Origin of the sequence: Streptomyces sp. NBC_00388, assembly GCF_036061255.1 — a bacterium.
Lineage (GTDB): Bacteria > Actinomycetota > Actinomycetes > Streptomycetales > Streptomycetaceae > Streptomyces.
The window spans coordinates 5,903,378-5,919,875 of the sequence record NZ_CP107948.1 but is presented as its reverse complement, the minus strand read 5'-3'; the positions used below and the strand labels follow the sequence as shown (position 1 = coordinate 5,919,875).

The 16,498-nt window shown below is 71.8% G+C and carries 15 protein-coding genes; 7 read left to right on the top strand and 8 right to left on the bottom strand.

Annotated features, from left to right (window positions below; translation table 11 throughout):
- Positions 1-61 precede the first annotated feature (61 nt).
- On the bottom strand, positions 62-1,687 hold the full coding sequence (gene proP, locus OG917_RS26420; protein WP_443059018.1) for a glycine betaine/L-proline transporter ProP: 1,626 nt from the start codon (positions 1,685-1,687) through the stop codon (positions 62-64).
- A 283-nt stretch (positions 1,688-1,970) separates the two neighbouring features.
- Here proP and OG917_RS26415 point away from each other — a divergent pair, with 283 nt between their 5' ends.
- Positions 1,971-3,278, top strand: a complete 1,308-nt coding sequence (locus tag OG917_RS26415) for an MFS transporter (protein WP_328320217.1) — start codon at positions 1,971-1,973, stop codon at positions 3,276-3,278.
- A 197-nt stretch (positions 3,279-3,475) separates the two neighbouring features.
- A complete protein-coding gene (locus OG917_RS26410) occupies positions 3,476-4,051 on the top strand; it encodes a DUF4232 domain-containing protein (RefSeq protein WP_328320215.1) in 576 nt (191 codons plus the stop codon).
- 174 nt (positions 4,052-4,225) lie between these two features.
- Here the strand turns inward: OG917_RS26410 and OG917_RS26405 are convergent, their stop codons facing one another.
- Complete coding sequence (locus tag OG917_RS26405) at positions 4,226-5,026, bottom strand: DUF4232 domain-containing protein (RefSeq protein ID WP_328320213.1); 801 nt, start codon at positions 5,024-5,026, stop codon at positions 4,226-4,228.
- Between the two features lie 65 nt (positions 5,027-5,091).
- Positions 5,092-6,855, bottom strand: coding sequence for a serine/threonine-protein kinase (locus OG917_RS26400; RefSeq protein ID WP_328320211.1), 1,764 nt, complete (start codon positions 6,853-6,855; stop codon positions 5,092-5,094).
- A 64-nt stretch (positions 6,856-6,919) separates the two neighbouring features.
- Between OG917_RS26400 and OG917_RS26395 the strand changes: the two genes are divergently transcribed.
- On the top strand, positions 6,920-7,507 hold the full coding sequence (locus OG917_RS26395) for an RNA polymerase sigma factor (protein ID WP_328320209.1): 588 nt from the start codon (positions 6,920-6,922) through the stop codon (positions 7,505-7,507).
- A 349-nt stretch (positions 7,508-7,856) separates the two neighbouring features.
- The gene (locus OG917_RS26390; protein ID WP_328320207.1) at positions 7,857-8,009 is read left to right on the top strand and encodes a hypothetical protein; all 153 of its coding nucleotides are present in this window, start codon (positions 7,857-7,859) and stop codon (positions 8,007-8,009) included.
- Here OG917_RS26390 and OG917_RS26385 read toward each other — a convergent pair.
- Positions 7,978-9,432, bottom strand: coding sequence for a class-II fumarase/aspartase family protein (locus OG917_RS26385; RefSeq protein ID WP_328320205.1), 1,455 nt, complete (start codon positions 9,430-9,432; stop codon positions 7,978-7,980). The genes OG917_RS26390 and OG917_RS26385 overlap by 32 nt on opposite strands.
- A gap of 68 nt (positions 9,433-9,500) precedes the next feature.
- On the opposite strand from OG917_RS26385, the gene OG917_RS26380 reads away from it, so the two are divergent.
- Positions 9,501-9,977 carry an RrF2 family transcriptional regulator gene (locus tag OG917_RS26380; RefSeq protein ID WP_328320203.1) on the top strand — a complete coding sequence of 159 codons (477 nt, stop codon included), beginning with the start codon at positions 9,501-9,503 and terminating at the stop codon, positions 9,975-9,977.
- On the opposite strand, the gene OG917_RS26375 is transcribed toward OG917_RS26380, so the two are convergent.
- The 4 genes from OG917_RS26375 to OG917_RS26360 are packed head-to-tail and all read right to left on the bottom strand — an operon-like array spanning position 9,971 to position 13,646.
- Positions 9,971-11,917 (bottom strand): FAD/NAD(P)-binding protein, encoded by a 1,947-nt coding sequence (locus OG917_RS26375; protein ID WP_328320201.1) that lies wholly within the window; start codon positions 11,915-11,917, stop codon positions 9,971-9,973. The genes OG917_RS26380 and OG917_RS26375 overlap by 7 nt on opposite strands.
- 32 nt (positions 11,918-11,949) lie before the next feature.
- Positions 11,950-12,141, bottom strand: a complete 192-nt coding sequence (locus tag OG917_RS26370) for a hypothetical protein (RefSeq protein WP_328320199.1) — start codon at positions 12,139-12,141, stop codon at positions 11,950-11,952.
- Positions 12,050-12,571 carry a hypothetical protein gene (locus OG917_RS26365; protein ID WP_328320197.1) on the bottom strand — a complete coding sequence of 174 codons (522 nt, stop codon included), beginning with the start codon at positions 12,569-12,571 and terminating at the stop codon, positions 12,050-12,052. The genes OG917_RS26370 and OG917_RS26365 overlap by 92 nt, the downstream gene beginning before the upstream one ends.
- 58 nt (positions 12,572-12,629) lie before the next feature.
- Positions 12,630-13,646, bottom strand: coding sequence for an Lrp/AsnC family transcriptional regulator (locus OG917_RS26360; RefSeq protein ID WP_328320195.1), 1,017 nt, complete (start codon positions 13,644-13,646; stop codon positions 12,630-12,632).
- Between the two features lie 200 nt (positions 13,647-13,846).
- Between OG917_RS26360 and OG917_RS26355 the strand changes: the two genes are divergently transcribed.
- Positions 13,847-15,226 (top strand): MFS transporter, encoded by a 1,380-nt coding sequence (locus tag OG917_RS26355; protein ID WP_328320193.1) that lies wholly within the window; start codon positions 13,847-13,849, stop codon positions 15,224-15,226.
- Entirely contained in the window at positions 15,223-16,449 is a 1,227-nt protein-coding gene (locus tag OG917_RS26350; protein WP_328320191.1) for an amidohydrolase, read from the top strand. The genes OG917_RS26355 and OG917_RS26350 overlap by 4 nt, the downstream gene beginning before the upstream one ends.
- The last annotated feature ends 49 nt before the right edge of the window (positions 16,450-16,498 follow it).

The window sequence follows — 16,498 nt, the reverse complement described above, 5'->3', positions numbered from 1 at the left end:
GCCGGAGGACCGGCCGCCCGCGGGGACGGCACGGCCCCTGCGGCCGTCACTCGTGGGGCTGTCAGTCCTGCTTGTGGTTTCCGTCACGCCGGGCCCACGGGTGGCGCAGATGGATCCAGACGTCCCGCGCCCGCCGTCCGGCCTCGGTGCGGCTCTCGGCGACCAGGGAGCGCGCCTGGTCGTGGGTCTCCACCATGGGTCCCGAGCCGCGCAGGGGGCGGCCCGCCGTCTCGTGCAGGAAGTAGGTGGCGACGAGTCCGATGACCCCGGCGACCATCAGGTAGTACGCGGGGACCATGTCGTTGCCTGTGGCCTCCACCAGGCCGGAGGCGATCAGGGGTGTCGTGCCGCCGAAGAGCGAGACGGAGACGTTGAACGAGATCGACAGGGCGCCGTACCGCAGCCGGGTCGGGAAGAGCGCCGGCAGGGTGGACGCCGAGGTGCCGGCGAAGCACACCAGCAGCAGGCCCAGGATGAGGCAGCCGAACGCGGGCAGCACGATGCCGCCCTGCCGGATCAGCAGGAACGCGGGGATCGCGAGGATGATGAGCGCGACACTGCCCGCCATGAAGACGGGCCTGCGGCCCCAGCGGTCGGACGTGCGGCCCACCGTCGTGATGGTGAGCACCACCACGATCATGGTGCCGAGCACCAGCAGCTGGGCGGTGAGCGCGTCCTGGCCGAGCGTCTCCGTCATGAAGGTCGGCAGGTACGAGGTCACCATGTAGTTGGTGACGTTGTAGAGCAGGACCAGCCCCATGCAGATGAGCACGGCCTGCCAGTGGTCGGTGAAGATCTCCTTCAGCCGTCCCTTGCCGGACTGCCTGGCCACCTCCACCGGGTCCTCGTCACCCTCGGCGTGCGACTCCTTCGCGTACTCGGCCGCGTTCTCCTCGGCCTGCTGCTTGAAGGCAGGGGTCTCCTCCAGCCGCAGCCGCATGTACAGGCCGATCAGCCCGAGCGGCCCGGCGACCAGGAACGGGATCCGCCAGCCCCAGTCCACCATTCCGTCGTCCCCGAGGACCGCGGTCAGGATGGTGACGATGCCGGAACCGAGCGAGTAACCGACGAAGGTGCCGAAGTCCAGCCAGCTGCCCAGGAATCCCCGCCTCTTGTCCGGTGAGTACTCGGCGATATAGGTGGTCGCACCGGCATATTCGCCACCGGTGGAGAAACCCTGGACGAGACGGCAGACGAGAAGCAGGATCGGCGCTGCGAACCCGATCGAGTTGTAACTCGGCAGGAACGCGACGGCGAAGGTACTGATCGCCATCATGATCATGGTGGCGGCGAGTACGCGTTTACGTCCGATACGGTCGCCGAGGGGCCCGAAGACCAGGCCGCCGAGGGGCCGTACGAGGAATGCGGCGGCGAAGGTCGCGAAGGTGGAAACGACCTGCGCGCCGGGCGAACTCGACGGGAAGAAGACCTCGCCCAGAGTGCCCGCCAAATAGGCGTACACACCGAAGTCGAACCACTCCATCATGTTCCCGAGCGCGGAAGCGGACACCGCCCGGCGCACTTCGGGCTTGTCGGTGACCGTCACGTCCTCGGCGCTCAGCGCCTTTTTGCGGCGCCTCAGCAGGATACGGAGGAGCCGGTCATTGCCGGGGTTCGATCCGCCGGATGGCCGTGTTTCCCGTCGGGGGCGTCCCTTGGTCATGTCATCCCGTCTGCAGAGCGGCATTGCCGCGTTTCATCATCGCTTCGGTCTCCGCTGTCCAGTTTCGTCGGAGAAACACAGGAGACCGTGTGTCGGCGCGCCCTCACGCACAACCCTCCTCATTACGGAGCGCCGGACCGCTCCGTAACCCGCATTGCCTGGACAATGCAGCTGCAAACGGCCCCGGCGCCACCGTCGCCCGCACCGTCCGCGCAGGACAGCACAGGGACGGTCCACGCCCGCCGCCGGCCCGCAGCACAGAACACGAAACACAGACCGTGAACCATGAACAGATCCGGAGAAAGGCATGATCCCCCAGGAGACAGGCGATTTCGGTACGGAAGCTGGGGAAACGGCGGACGGGGAGACCGGGAAAGTCACACCCGAGCAGTGGAAATGGTCGGTCCTCGCCGGTATGGCCTCCTATATGGACGCCGGATCCATCGTGGCACTGGGCGCTGGGCTGGTGATGTTCCAGTCGTATCTGCACCTGAGTTCGAATGCGGTGGGGCTGCTCGCGGCGCTGGGACCCAATGCGGTCGGCTGTGCCATCGGCGCGTTCGTCGGCGGCCGGCTGGGTGACACGCTGGGCCGCAAACGCATCTACAAGTACGACTTGCTGGTATATGCGGCGGGAATCCTCTGCATCGCCCTCGCGGTCGACTCGCTGATGCTCTTTCTGGGCACCTTCGTCGTCGGACTTGCCGTGGGCGCCGACGTCCCCACCTCTCTCGCCCTGGTGGGCGAGTTCGCACCGGCGTCGGCACGCGGAAAGCTTCTGGGATTCACCCAGATCGCCTGGAGCCTGGGCCCGGTCATCGTGCTGCTGCTCGCCCTCGTCCTCGCCCCGTTCGGTCTGCTCGGTATCCGGCTCGTGTTTCTCCAGCTGTTCGTCGTGGCGCTGGTGACCTGGGCGCTCCGGCGCGGTCTGGCCGAGTCGGTGCGCTGGAGAACGGCCTCCGACGCGGCCGAGTCGGCCAGGCCCACGGCGCGCGCCCTCTTCCGGGGTCCCAACCGGAACGCACTGATCTGGACCGGGACGATCTACCTCTTCTGGGGGCTGGCGGCGGCGACCAACGGGATCTTCACCCCGTACATGATCAGGACCCTGCACGCCGGCAGCCAGTCGGCGGGCGTGGCCCTCGCCTGTGCCGGATTCGTGGTGAGCATCGGCGCGGCGCTGCTGTTCATGAGCTACGTCGACCGCAGCCACCTCACACGCAAGTGGATGTGGGGCACGGGCGGAGCCATGCAGGTCATCGCCTACGTGAGTTACCTGGTGCTGCCGTTCACCATTCCGGTGATCATCCTGAACATCGTGCTCTTCGCGGTGGGCGGGACATTCGCCGGGGAACCGCTCTACAAGATCTTCAGCCAGGAGCTGTTCCCGACCATGCTGCGCGGTACGGCCCAGGGCTTCACCTTCGGGCTCTCCCGCACCTTCGTCGGTATCTGGAGCCTGTTCGTACCGGCGCTCGCCAGCACCGGCATCCGTCCGGTGGCCGGAATGCTGGCAGTGTTCCTGGTGATCAGCGGATCGGTCGGCTTCTTCTTCATGCCGGACACGGCGGGCAAGTCACTGGAGGAGATCGAGGCGGAGCGCGCCTTCGCCTGAGCGGCCCCCCTGCCTGCCCGGGGATCCGGGGATCCGGGGGCCCGGGTGACGGGTGCGGCAGCTGCGGCGGGTACCCGCCGAAAACCGTACGATCCACGTGAACTTTCCCGCCGTCATCCGCATCCCACTCAGTGAAGAAAGCGAGGAGAACGCGCACCGCACGCGTTCCGCGCTTGTGAGAGTGGAGATCGATCGACATGGCTGAGCAGCATCGCAACAGCACCACCCGGAGCGCCGGAGCCCGCACCCGTACAGCCCGCCGCATAGGGGGCGCGGGGCTCGCTGTCGTCGCCGTGGCCGGACTCGGACTCGCCGGGGCCGGGGCGGCGCAGGCCGCGTCCGCGTCCACCTGTGCCGCCTCCGGACTCACGGCCTCCTTCGGGCAGCAGCTGGCCGGCGGGATGAATCACCAGGGCGTCGTCCTGAAGCTCAAGAACACCAGCGGGCACACCTGTGAACTGCGCGGATACCCGGGCCTCGGGCTTCAGGACGCCGGTCACCACGCACTCGCCTCCTCGGTGCACTGGGGCAGCACGTGGTACGCGAAGGGCCCCGCCAAGCAGACGCTGAGCCTGAAGGACGGCCAGAGCGCCGAGGCGGTCATCGCCTGGACGCACGCCAACACCGGCACGTCCGGCGCCCGGCACGCCGCCTACCTGGTGGTGACACCGCCCGCGTCCACCGCGCACAAGACCCTCAAGTTCCCCCAGTGGGTCGACAACGGCAACCTCGCTGTCACCGCACTCGCCTCGCACATCAGCGTCACCGGCTGAGGCGGTCCGGCCGCAGAGGCCGGGCCGGACAAGGACGAGCGCGGACAAGGACGAGCGAGGAGGGGCGGGCCGCAGCTGCGGCCCGCCCCTTCCGGCTGTCCTGTTCACTTGGCCGTTCCGCTCTTCCTGCCCGTCGGTCCGGCCGCGCTCCGTACGCGGCCGGACCGGCCGTGCTCAGCCCGAGCCGGCCGAGAACGATCCGACGCGCGGCGCCGAGGTCTTGCCGTCCGGCACCGGGCCGCCGTCCCACGGCACGATCAGGGCGACCTTCTCGTCCGGCGGGGTGACCCGTACGGTCGGCGGGGTCACCTCGCCCGACCCCGACACATCCGGGTTGGCGTAGGACAGCGGCGCCCACGCGCTCGCTCCGGGCGCCAGCTTCACCGGACTGCCGGAGGAACCGGTGCGTTCGGGATTCACCGAGACCTGACGGCCTGAACTATCGACGAAGGCGAGCCCCGGGAAGCCGCTGACGGTGCAGGTGTGGCTGGACGTGTTGGTGACGACCAGCGGGAAGTTCTCCTGCCCGGCGCCGGGGTCCTCGCCACCGACCGACAGCCGCAGTTCCGAGGTGTGGCAGCGGGTCGAGGCCGCCGGTGCGGGCGTCGGCCCGCCGCCGGTGCCTCCGGCGCTGCTGCCGCCCTTGCCCGGCGGCGTCGCACCGCCGGTGCCGGAGCTCTTCCCTCCGCCCGAGGAGGCAGGAGTGTCCGTTCCGTTTCCCTGCGGAGCCGAGGACGGGGTCGCGTCCTTACCGCCGCCGGGCTCGGCGGCGGACGCGCCGCTGACCACCGGGCCGCCGGCGCTGACCACCTTCTGCGGTCCCGTGTCACCGCTGCCGCACCCGGTGAGCAGCAGCGCACCGGCGACGGCTGCCGTGGCGGCTCCGGCCACCAGACCCCGTCGCGCACCCGGTGCGGCCCTCCCGCCGGTCCCGGTCATCCGGTCCTGCCCGCCCTGCTGTCCTGGCTTCGGCATGGTTCCGACCGTCCCTTCTGTAGCGTCCCTACTCCTAACTCCGATGACCCGGGGGGCCGAAAAGTTCACGCCGCCGCCCGCACACTCCGCAGGACGCGGTCCGTGTCCTCGGCTGAGAAGCTCTGCGCGCATCTGATCTGCACGTACACGGGCGGACTGTTCCTGGCGACCGGGACCAGCGCGACCTCTCTGAGGCTTCTGCCCCCGGTTCCGCAGGAATCCCAGGTGCGGACGGTGCCGTGCCACCGGCTGTCCGTGTAGCTCCGCGTGCCGGCATCCCGGCAGCCGGGGTGCGTGCTCTGCTTCACCTTGGCGGTCAGGGCCGCCGAGTCCGTGCCGGGGCCGAGGGCGCCGGCGAAGACCCCCTCGTCCGACACCCGCAGATCGGACCATCCGGAGACGGAGTCCGCCACCGTCAGACCGGCCCGGTGCGTGCCGCCGAGGCCGAGGGCGCCGGGCGACCAGCCCGAGTCGGACAGCTGCCGGGCCCACGCGTGCGGGACATCCACCGTGACCTTGCCGGTCGCGTCGCTGACCCGTTCGGTACTCGGCGCCCTGCGCTCCCGCAGGGTCACCGCAGTCCCCGCGCCGGCGGCGACAACAACGACCGTCAGCAGGGTCAGCACGGTCCGCAGCCTGGGCCGCCGTGCGCGGGCAGGGGGCGGTACGGCGGCCGGGCCGTCACCGGGGGCGCCGGGCACCGGGGACGCGGCGGAGGCCGGCTCGCCCGCGGCCGCGGGGGACGCGAAGGACGCGGCGGGCTCCCCGGGCGCGGTGGGTCCGTACACGACGGGCTCCGGGGACGCAGGGTGCCCGGCAGGGAACCGCACGGCGGAGGCGGCCAGGTCCGGAGGTGGAGGTACGGACGATGCGGAGGATGCGGTGGATGCGGTGGAGCCCTCCAGGACACCGGATACGGGCGAGCCACCCGGGATCGGGGGTACGGGCGAGCCACCCGGGGCCGCCGGCACGGGCGAGCCCCCCGGAGCCGGGCGCACGAACGAGTCCGCCGGGGACGGTTCCGTTATCGCGGACCCGGACAGCCCCCGGAGCCGCTCCAGCTCATCGCTGAACGCCCTCGCGCTCTCCCAGCGCTTCTCCCGGTCCGGCTCCAGGGCCCGCAGGACCGCGGCCACGACCGGTGCGGGGAGGCCGGGCCTCAACTCGTCGGCCGGGAGCACCTTGCCGGGAGGGCCGGGGACCGTACCGGTCAGCAGGTGGTGGACGACGGCGCCGAGGCTGTAGACGTCGGCGCGCGCGTCGATGCCGTCGTACGGCTCGGCCTGCTCGGGTGCCATATAACCGCTGCTGCCCGCGATCACGGTGAGACCGGAGGCCTGCGCCAGGTTCTTCGCCAGGCCGAGGTCGGCGATGAGGACCCGCTCACCGCCGCCCGGCTGCCCCTTGAGCAGGATGTTCGACGGTTTGATGTCCCGGTGCACGATGTCCGCGTCGTGCAGTGACGCCGCACCGCGTGCCGCCTCCGCGGTCAGCCGCAGCGCCTCGTCCACATCGAGCTCGCCCGCGGTCAACAGGTCGTCCAGGGTGCCGTGGTCGGCGTACTCCATGACGAAGTAGGGCCGCCCGTCCGGCAGATCACCGATGTCGAAGACCTGGACCACGCCGCCCGAGTTGGCTCTGCGCAGGTGTCGTGCCTCCGCTACGAAGCGCTCGCGGATGTCCAGGCGGTACGACCAGTTGTCGGCCATCACCTTGACCGCCACATCCGCGTGCAGCCGTTCGTCGTGGGCCAGCCACACCACGGCGAACGCCCCCGTACCGAGGCGCCTCAGTACGCGGTAACGGCCAATCTCTTCTGGTACGGACATGTGGCTATCATGCATGGGTGATGCCCCAGCGAGTCCAGCCGGCCCGACCGGCGGAAACCCTCCCGTGACCCGGCCCGCCGATGTGACCGAAGCCCTGGCCGCCCGCGCCGCGGGCGGTGACCGGGAGGCCCTGGACGCGCTGCTGCGGGACATCGGCCCCGATGTCCTGCGCCGCTGTGCCCGGTTCCTGCTCTACCGCGAGGACGCCGAGGAAGCCGCCCAGGACGTGCTCGTCCAGGTGGCGCGGAACATCCACCGCTTCGAGGGCCGCAGCAAGTTCAGCACCTGGCTGTACACGGTGGTTGCCAACTGTTCGCGGCAGAAGTACCGCGAGCTCAAGCGGCGCGCGGCCGAGACTCCCCTCACCACGGCGGAGACGACGCACCCCGACCCGCGTACCACCAGCGTGATCGCGGGCAGCCGCGTCGATCTCCTCGAAGCCCTCGACCGGCTGGAGCGTGAGGCTCCGCAGCTGGTGACACCGCTGGTCTACCGGGACATCTGCGAACTCGACTACGCGGAGATCGCGGACCGGATGAACCTGCCCGTCGGTACCGTGAAGTCCCGTCTGCACCGCGCCCGCCAGCAGCTCAGGCCCTGGCTGCTGGACGGCGGCGACCCCACCGTGCAGCCGGACGGCGCCGGAGCCTGAGGGCTGTCCCGTAATCCCTGGCGGGCGCACGACGACAGCCAGGGCCCGCGTCGTCGGAACGCCCGAATACATTCAGCAGGCGAACGCCCCTCCGCCTTCCGACGCCGCGCGCTGAGCCACCACGGATTACGGCACAGGCCTTGGGAGATACCACCGGCATCGTGATTTTCGCCGCCACCGCGGGAATGGGAAGGTCGGCGCCGACTGTCTCGCTGCTCTGCTTCTCCATCGCCTTCGGCAGACTGACGGTCAATATGCTGAGCGTCCACGGCGGATTCATGTCCCTGGTGACCGGCATCGGTGGATTCCCCAGGCAACAACCGGTCAGCCCCGGGCCAGAACCTGCTACGTGTTCGGCATCGTGGTCGCGGGAACGGCCCTCGCCCTCCTGGGCAACCGCGGCTTCGGCCCGGAGGGCGAGGGTTCCGTACGCCTGGATTTCGGCACGTCCCCCGCCCTCCTCAAGGAGATCACCCGGCGGATGAGCGAGGCCCTGGGCTGAGGTCCCCGGCCGGGCGTGCGCGGTAGGCCGTCAGCGCCCGGTCGACCAGGACACCCGCCGCACCGGTGTAGTGGGCGGGGTCCAGCAGGTCGAGCACCTCCGCGGCCCCGGCCACCCCGGCCAGCTCCGGCGCCCCGGTGAGCATGTCGGCCAGCGGCTTCCCGGTACGGGCCGCTTCGGCGCTGGCCCGGTTCAGCAGAGCCCGCGCAGGCCCCTTGCCCAGGGCGGGCGTGAGGACGGCCGCGATGCGCTCGGACACCACCAGGCCGCCGGTCAGCGTGAGGTTGTCCCGCATGCGCTCCGGGAAGACCGTCAGCCCCTCCACCAGCTGCACGGCCGTGTGCGCCGCACCGCCCGTCAGCCGCAGACTCTCCCGCAGGGGCTGCCACTCCGCGTGCCAGGCACCCGCGGGCCGCTCGTCCTCCGCTGCCATCGCCTGGGCCAGGACCAGGACCAGGGGCGGGACCTGCAGACCCGCGGTGCGGATCAGCGTGGCCAGCGCGGGATTGCGCTTGTGCGGCATCGCGGAGGAGACCCCGCGGCCGGGCGCCGCCGGTTCCGCCACCTCGGCGATCTCGGTACGGGACAGCACCTGGACGTCCACCGCCACCTTGTCCAGCGCCCCGGCGCACAGCACGAGTGCGTGACCCAGCTCCACCAGCGGGCCGCGCGTGGTGTGCCAGGGCAACAGCGGCTCGGCGAGGCCCAGTTCGGACGCGTACGCGCCGAGCAGGCGGGGCGCGGTCTCCTCCGCCTGCGGCACCTGCTGGATCCGGGCCTGCTCGACATAGCCCGCGAGGGTCCCCGCCGCGCCGCCCAGCTGGACCGGCAGCCCGGAGGAGAGGACCCCGGCGAGCCGGTCGGCGGCCCGCAGCACCCCGTCCAGCCAGCCCGCGACCTTCAGCCCGAAGGTGGTCGGCACGGCGTGCGCGCCCAGGGTGCGGCCGGCCATGAGGGTGTCCCGGTGGCGCTCGGCCAGGGCGGCCAGCGCGGCAGCGGTGCGTGTCAGGTCCGCGTGGATCAGCGCTCCGGCCCGCCGCCCCACCAGCATGGCCGCGGTGTCCATGATGTCCTGGCTGGTCGAGCCGCGGTGCACGTACTCGGCGGCGTCCGGGTCATCGGCGGCGACGTGGGCGGTGAACGCCTCGACCACGGCGACCACCGGGTTGGCCGCGCCCCGGGTGCGTACCGCGAGGTCGTTCAGGTCGAGCCGGGACGCGTCGGCCAGCCGGCTGATCGTCCCGGCGGCCCCTGCGGGCACGAGGCCGAGCCGGGCCTGCGCCCTGACCAGGCCGGCCTCGGCGTCCAGCATCGCCTGGAGCCAGGCGATGTCGGCCGTCTCGGCCTCGACGGGCGTACCCGCCCGCACCGGTGTCAGCAGACCGGTGTCCAGGAACGCGGTGCTCTCGGACGGTTGGGTCATCGCTCATCCTTTCCCTGGGCGGAAACAGTTTCTGGGTATTCCGGATATTGCATGACTAGACTGTCCGCATGAAGCTGTCACAAGGCGTGGAGTGGGGTCTGCACTGTGCGATGTTGCTCGCGCAGGTACCACAGGGCGGCTTGCTGCGCCGTGATGCGCTGGCCGACCACTTCGGGCTGCCCGAGGCGTATCTCTCCAAGCACCTGCAGGCGATGACCCGGGCCGGTGTGCTGTACGCGAACTCCGGGCCGAAGGGCGGCTACCGGCTGGCGCGGGACGCCGGGTCGGTCACCGTGCTGGATGTGGTCGAAGCCATCGAGGGCACCGCTCCCCCCTTCGTCTGCCAGGAGATCCGGCAGCGCGGCACCGGCGCCTCCTCCCCCGAGGAGTGCCGGCGTACCTGCATGGTCAGCACCGTCATGAACGACGCCGACAGGGCGTGGCGCTCCTCGCTGCGCTCGGTCACGATCGCCGGACTCGTCGCGCGCCTGCCCGGTTCCGTGCACACGCGCAACGAGGAGACGCTCCCCCAGCTCGCTCACTGAGCCGGGACGCCGTCTCCGGCGGAGGCCGGCGCCGCCCGCAGCGCCGCGCGGGCGATCACATCGGCGTCGCTGAGTATCACCGAGTTCACCCCGGGCCGGATCCCGGCCGCGGTCACCCAGTGCACCGTCTCGGTGGGGACTCCGAACGCGAACCGCCGGGGATGCGCCCGGCCTGCGGCGTCCACCACGCGGTAGGGCCGTCTCGTCACGGCGAGCCCGCCGGTCCGGTACTCCGTACCGCTCTCGTCGGGCATCCCGTACCCCGAGCACTGCCCGCTCGCCAGCAGATGGCGCAGCAGCGGATCGGTGGTCCGGCGGATGTCGACCTCCGGCAGCCTCGCCTCCACCAGGCTGGTGACCTGGACCGCGGGGCCGGGGACGGTGTCCGACTCCACCTGGAAGCACTTGCCGGAGGAGTCCGGCAGCACCCGGAAACCGGGCCCGAGCAGCGTCAGCACCCCAGCCTCGACGAGCGCGATCATCTCCTCGATCCGGCTGGCGGGCGGGCCGATGGAGAGGAAGGCGTTGAGCGGCGTGTACCACTCCTGGAGGTCGCTGCGGTACGAACTCCCGGTGATCCCGCCGTGGTCCACGATCAGCCGGATCTCGTTCCGCAGGTCGCGCAGCACGTCCAGGGCGGCCTTCAGCGGGCCGCGTACATTCCCGCGGGCGGCCTCGTGGAGGTCGCTGCGCAGATACTCCAGCAGCCACGCGCGGTAGTCGTCCTGGTTCTCGAAGGTCCGCGCGCCGTACGGCCGTATCACCCGGTCCCAGTCCCAGCGCAGCTGCCGGGCGACACGGAAGCGGTCGAGCAGGGCCCGTTCGGCCTCGGCGCCGTCGCCGGCGGCGAGGACGGTGAAGACCCTGGCGAAGGACTCGGCGGACTCGATGCCGTCCCGCGCGGTGAGCAGCGTCCGGTAGTAGACCAGGCGCACCTCCCGGGAGACGATCGGCCAGATGTCCCGGCGGAACCGGAGCCGCCGCCCCGCCTCGCTCTCGGCCTGCAGTGCGCGTACGGCCTCCGGGGTGAGGAACACCGGCTCGTGACGGACCGTCGGGCCCTTCTGGTTCTCACCCCGGGCGTGGTAGGGGACGCCCCGCCGCGACCCCGCGTACATCACGGGCTCGGCTCCCGAGGGCCGGTAGACCAGCCGGCCGCCGACCCGCTCGAACCGTCCGCCGCGGCCCGCTGTGAGCATGGCCATGTGGTCGAAGAAGTTCAGACCGAGCCCGCGCAGCGCCACCGGCTCGCCCGGCTTGATGGCGTCCTGCGGGGAGTCGGCGGGGTTGCCGGGGGGAAAGTAGCCGAGGTCGTGCTCGCGCGCGAAGACCGACAGCGCCTGCTCGTCGGGGGTGAGTTCCATCCCCACGTGGCCCTGGGCGAGGACCACGGCGGTCAGGCCCCGCAGCGTGGTGCCGTCGTCGAGCCGCAGTGTCTGTGTGCCGTCGTCGGCGTCGTCCAGGGCCAGGGCGACGGCGCGGTGCAGGATCAGCTCGATGGTGTCCGGGAGGCCGGCGGAGACCCGGGCCAGCGCCCAGTCCACGTAGTGGCCGTACAGGGAGCGGGACGCGTAGGAGTCGGGGCCCAGCAGGCCCGCCTCGGCCAGGACCTGTGCCGGGTAGCGGCCGGGCCGGTCGGTGCCGCCGAGGGCCTGTGCCCATTCGTGCAGGCTCGGCCCGTTCACCACCGGGCCTTCGCCCTCCACGCTGTCGTCCATGAACATCGAGACCTGGGAGGCGACCGTGTTCATCAGCAGTTCCGACGGCTGGTCGGTACGCCACACCTGCCCACCGCCGCTGTGCCGGGCGTCGACGAGGTGGATGGTCACCCGGTCGCCCGGCGATCCGAGCACGGGGGCGTTCGCACACATCCGTTCCACGACCGAGATCCCCCTCGGCCCCGCTCCGATCACGCACAGTTCAGCACTTCTGGACAGCAACGTTCCTCCTCGTGTTCGCGGCCTGCGGCCGGTCAGGACATCAGGGGGAGTGACGGGTTCCGCGGCGCGCACAGAGTCAGCCTGCCGGCCGGCGGTAGCCCTTCGCGTACAGTCTCGCCGAGCTCCTTCAGATCACGGTCTCCGAGCGCCTGTGGCCCGTCGCACAGCGCCGTCTCCGGCGCCGGGTGGACGTCGGCCATCGCCCCGCCGGCCCCCACGGCCATACCCGCGCGGACGAGCGGAACCACCAGACCTGCACGTCCTCCCGCGTGCGAAGGGGTCGACAATGACCGGCAGATGCGACAGCTGCTGAGCCACCGGAACCGCCGAGAGGTCCAGAGTATTGCGTGTTGCTCGCTCATAGGTGCGAATGCCTCTTTCGCACAGCACCACACCGAGATTTCCCCGGTGCGCAATGTACTCGGCAGCCGGCAGCCACTCCCCGATCGTTGCGCTCGTCCCCCGCTTGAGCAGTACCGGCCTGCCGGTGTCCGCGACCGCTTCGGGCAGCGGGGGACTCCGCGTGCTGCGGGCGGCGATCGGCTTCGACTGGCGCAACGACCACGGCCCCGCCCCTGGGTGGAGGGAACCGCTTGAGGACGGGCCGGCGCCCCGCGACCCGTGCCGTTCCCGGTAGCGGGCGAAGTCCGGCACGGTGGGCAGCGGTTCGCCGGTGATCCCGCCGAATCCGGTGTCCGGAGGGGCGGTGACGTCACCAGGGGGAGATCGGCTGCACGCCCACCCGGCGGCCCTCCTCGTCGAGCAGATGTCCCATCCGTTTGACCGTGTGCAGGCCGACGATGCGGTCGGTGACCGTGAGGCTGGGCAGCCGGGCGCACAGTGCGGTCTCGCGCCGCTGGATGTCGCCGAGGTCGTGCACCCAGAGCGTGGCGAAGATGTTCGCCGGGCCGGTGACCGCCGCGACCAGACGGCATTCGGGCAGGGCGGCCAGGGTGCGGTGGACGGCGGCGATGTCCCGTGCGGGCACCCGCCCGAGCAGCGAGACCGGGACCGGATGTCCGGCGGGCGCCGATGCGAGGTCGCAGCGGAAGGTCAGGACCGACGAGTCCGTGAGACGGCGCACCCGGCGCCTCACGGTGGCCGGGCTGGTGGCCGTGCGCTCGGCGAGGTCGGCCAGGCCGAGCCGCCCGTCGCGGACCAGTTCGTCGAGCAGGGCCCGGTCGACGGCGTCGAGGGTGAGCGTCCGGGAGGGCTCCCCAGCGGACGCCGGGCTGCCAAGCGCCGTCAGCTGGGCGGGGTCCAGGGAGCGCAGCCGCCAGCGGCTGCCCTCGACGTACAGCGACGTGGTGAACAGACAGTTCACCGAGAGGATGCCCGGCATCCGGTCCAGCTTCTCGCCGAGGAACCGGCCGAGCGCCGTCAGATCCGGGGCGAGCACATCGAGCAGGAGATCAGCGCTGCCGGGGCCTGTCAGCTCGATCGTCACCGCCTCCGGGAGCGCGCTCAGCCCGGCCGCGAGCCGGGCCCGGTCCTGGGGGAGGCAGCGCAGCAGCACGAAGGCCGAGCACCGGTTGCGGGAGAACTCACGGCCGGGCGCCGCGTACACCCAGGCGAGCCCCTCCGCGCTGAGCCGTTCCCAGCGTCGAGCCAGCGTGCCCGCGGTCACGCCGAGCAGCGGCGCGAGCTCCGACCACGAGGCCCGGGGCCGCAGCTGGAGGGCGTTCACCAGGGCGAGGTCGAGCTCGCTGACGGTGACCGTTTCTCGCATCACAAGCCCTCCGTACGGACGAATCCATGAATATTCGGGGACGTTCGTGCCTCCGCCCGCACAGTAGCCACGACATTCGGTTCCGGCCATCCGTCTCCACCGGCCACCAGTGATCCAGAGGTGAAGCTGTGCCCACACACATACCGGGAGCGGAACGCGGACCCGGAGCGCTGAGTTCCGGACGCGTCATGCTCGGGACGATGGCAGTCGTGATCCTGCTGGGCGGCATCGTCCAGGGCTATCTGACACCGCTGCTGCCCGAGGTGGGTCTGAGCCTGCACATCAGCACCGTCGGGCAGAACAACATCTATCTGCTGTCCCAGGTGGCCTTCGCGGTGATGACGCCGCTGCTCTCGCGGCTGGGCGACCTCTACGGGCACCGCAGGCTCCTGCGGGTGGCCATCGCGATGGTGGCGGGCGGCTCGCTGCTGATCGCCGTCCGTCCGTCCGCCGTGACGCTCGCCGCCGGGGTGGTGCTGCAGGGGGCTCTGGTCGGCTTCTTCCCGCTTCTCGTGGGGATCCTGCGCTCCCGCGCACCCGAGCGGAACCGCGGCGGGATCTCCCTCCTCGTGGGCGTCCTGCTCCTCTCCATCGGCGTGGGCGGCCTCGTCGCCGGCGCGCTCAGCGAGCGGCACGCGGAGGCGGGGCTGTGGACGGCCGTGCCGGTCGCCGCGCTCGCCGTGGTGGCGGGCGTCCTCCTGCCGGCCGGCGGCGCACCGCGCGGCGGGCGCTTCCACTTCGGGGCGGCGGTGCTGCTCACCGCGGGTCTCGTCGCGCTCGTACTGGTCCTCGCGCAAGGCAGCGTGTGGGGATGGGGCGCACCGCGCACCCTGGCGCTCGCCGCCGGTGCGGTCGTCCTGCTCGCCCTCTGGGTGGCGGTCGAGCGGCGCTCGGCGCATCCGCTGGTCAGCGTGCGGATGCTGAGCAATCCACGGCTCGCGGTGGTCAGCGGCTTCACCTTCTGCGCGGCCTTCGGGACGATCGGATTCCTCGGTGCCAACGCCCTCTTCCTGGGCGCCTCACGGTCCGCCACCGGGTACGGCATGGGCCTGGGGCCGCAGGCCATCGCCACGATCTCGCTCGCCATGGTGACCGCGGGATTCGCCGGGTCCACGCTGACGCCCCGCCTCACCCGGAGGCTCGGCGACCGCGCCGTGCTCGCGTCGGGCGGCGGCCTCGTCGCCACGGGCTTCCTCGGGATGGTCCTCTTCCACCGCACCCTGACCGAGTACGTGATCTGCGCCCTGGTGGTGGGACTCGCCACCGGGCTCTTCGAGTCGGTCACACGGACCCTGTCGGCCGAGGCGGTCGCGGAACAGGAGACCGCTCTCGCCGTGGGCCTCAACGAACTGGCCCTGTCCCTCGGCGCCGCCATCGGCGCCGCCGTGATCGGCGCGTTCTTCGCGGCCCACGTCACGGCGGGCACCGCGCACATCGCCGAGTCCGGCTACCTGTGGGGCTGGGGCGCCTGCGCCGTCACCGCCCTCGCCGGCACGGGCCTTGCGCTGCGCTACCGCAGCCCGGGCACGACGGACGCCGCACAGCAACAGCACCTGGCACGGAGTGGAGAGCTCGCATGACGGACGAAACCCCGGACGGGAGCGGGACCGTGGACACCGCGGACGCGCGCAGGACCGTGACCGACACGGTGCGCTCCTGGCGCGAGCAGCTCGTGGGCCTCAGCCACGGACTGCACGACGAACCCGAGACGGCCCTCCAGGAACACCGCGCGGCGGCCAGGATCGGGAACCTCCTGGAGAGCGCGGGCTTCACGGTGACCCGGGGGGCCGCCGGCCTCCCCACCGCCCTCGTCGCCACCTGCGGGACGGGCGGTCTGGTCATCGCGTTCTGCGCCGAGTACGACGCCCTCCCCGGCATCGGTCACGCCTGCGGGCACAACGTCAACGGCGCGGCCGCTGTCGGCGCCGCCATCGGACTCGCTGCGGTGGCGGACGAACTGGGCCTGACGGTCAAGCTGATCGGCACGCCGGCCGAGGAGGACATCGGCGGAAAGGTCCTCCTCCTGGACGCCGGGGTCTTCGACGACGTGGCCGCTGCGATGATGGTGCACGCGGCCCCGGACGACAGCGTGGGCGCCTCGTCGCTGGCCGTCGGCGCCTGGGACATCACCTACCGGGGCAAGCCCTCGCACGCCGCACTCGCCCCCTGGGAGGGCATCAACGCCCTCGACGCGATGACCGTCGCCCACACCGCCGTCGGGCTGCTCCGCCAGCAGCTGCCGCCGGGGGTGGCCGTGCACGGCATCGTCACCGACGGCGGCCAGGCCGTGAACATCATCCCCGCCCGCACCAGCTCTCGCTGGGAGGTCAGGGCGCCGACCGTGGAGCAGCTGGGTGAGGCGTACGCACGGGTGCGTGCCTGCTTCGAGGCAGGGGCGCTGGCCACCGGCGCCGCACTCGAACTCGACGCACACGGCGAGCAGTTCGCCGACCTGCGCCAGGACAGGGCCATGACGGAGGCGTACGTGGAGGCCCTGGCCGGACTGGGCCGCACGGCGACGTCACGGTGCGGCGAGGCGATGGCGTCGACCGACATGGGCAACGTCTCGCAGCGCATCCCCTCGATCCACCCCACCATCGGGTACGAGACGGGAGGCGCAAGGCAGCACACCCCCGGGTTCACGGCGTACGGCAAGAGCCCCGGCGCCGACCGTGCCGTGCTCGACGGAGCCACCGCACTCGCCCTGACGGGCACCGTGCTGGCAACGTCCGCACCCGAGCGGGCCCGACTGCTCGCCGGGGTGCGGGAACGGGCGGGGCTCCCGGGGCCGCGCTCCGGCTGAGTCCGGACCGCGGCCCGCCCCCGCCCCCGGCGACGCCGGGGGCGGTCGT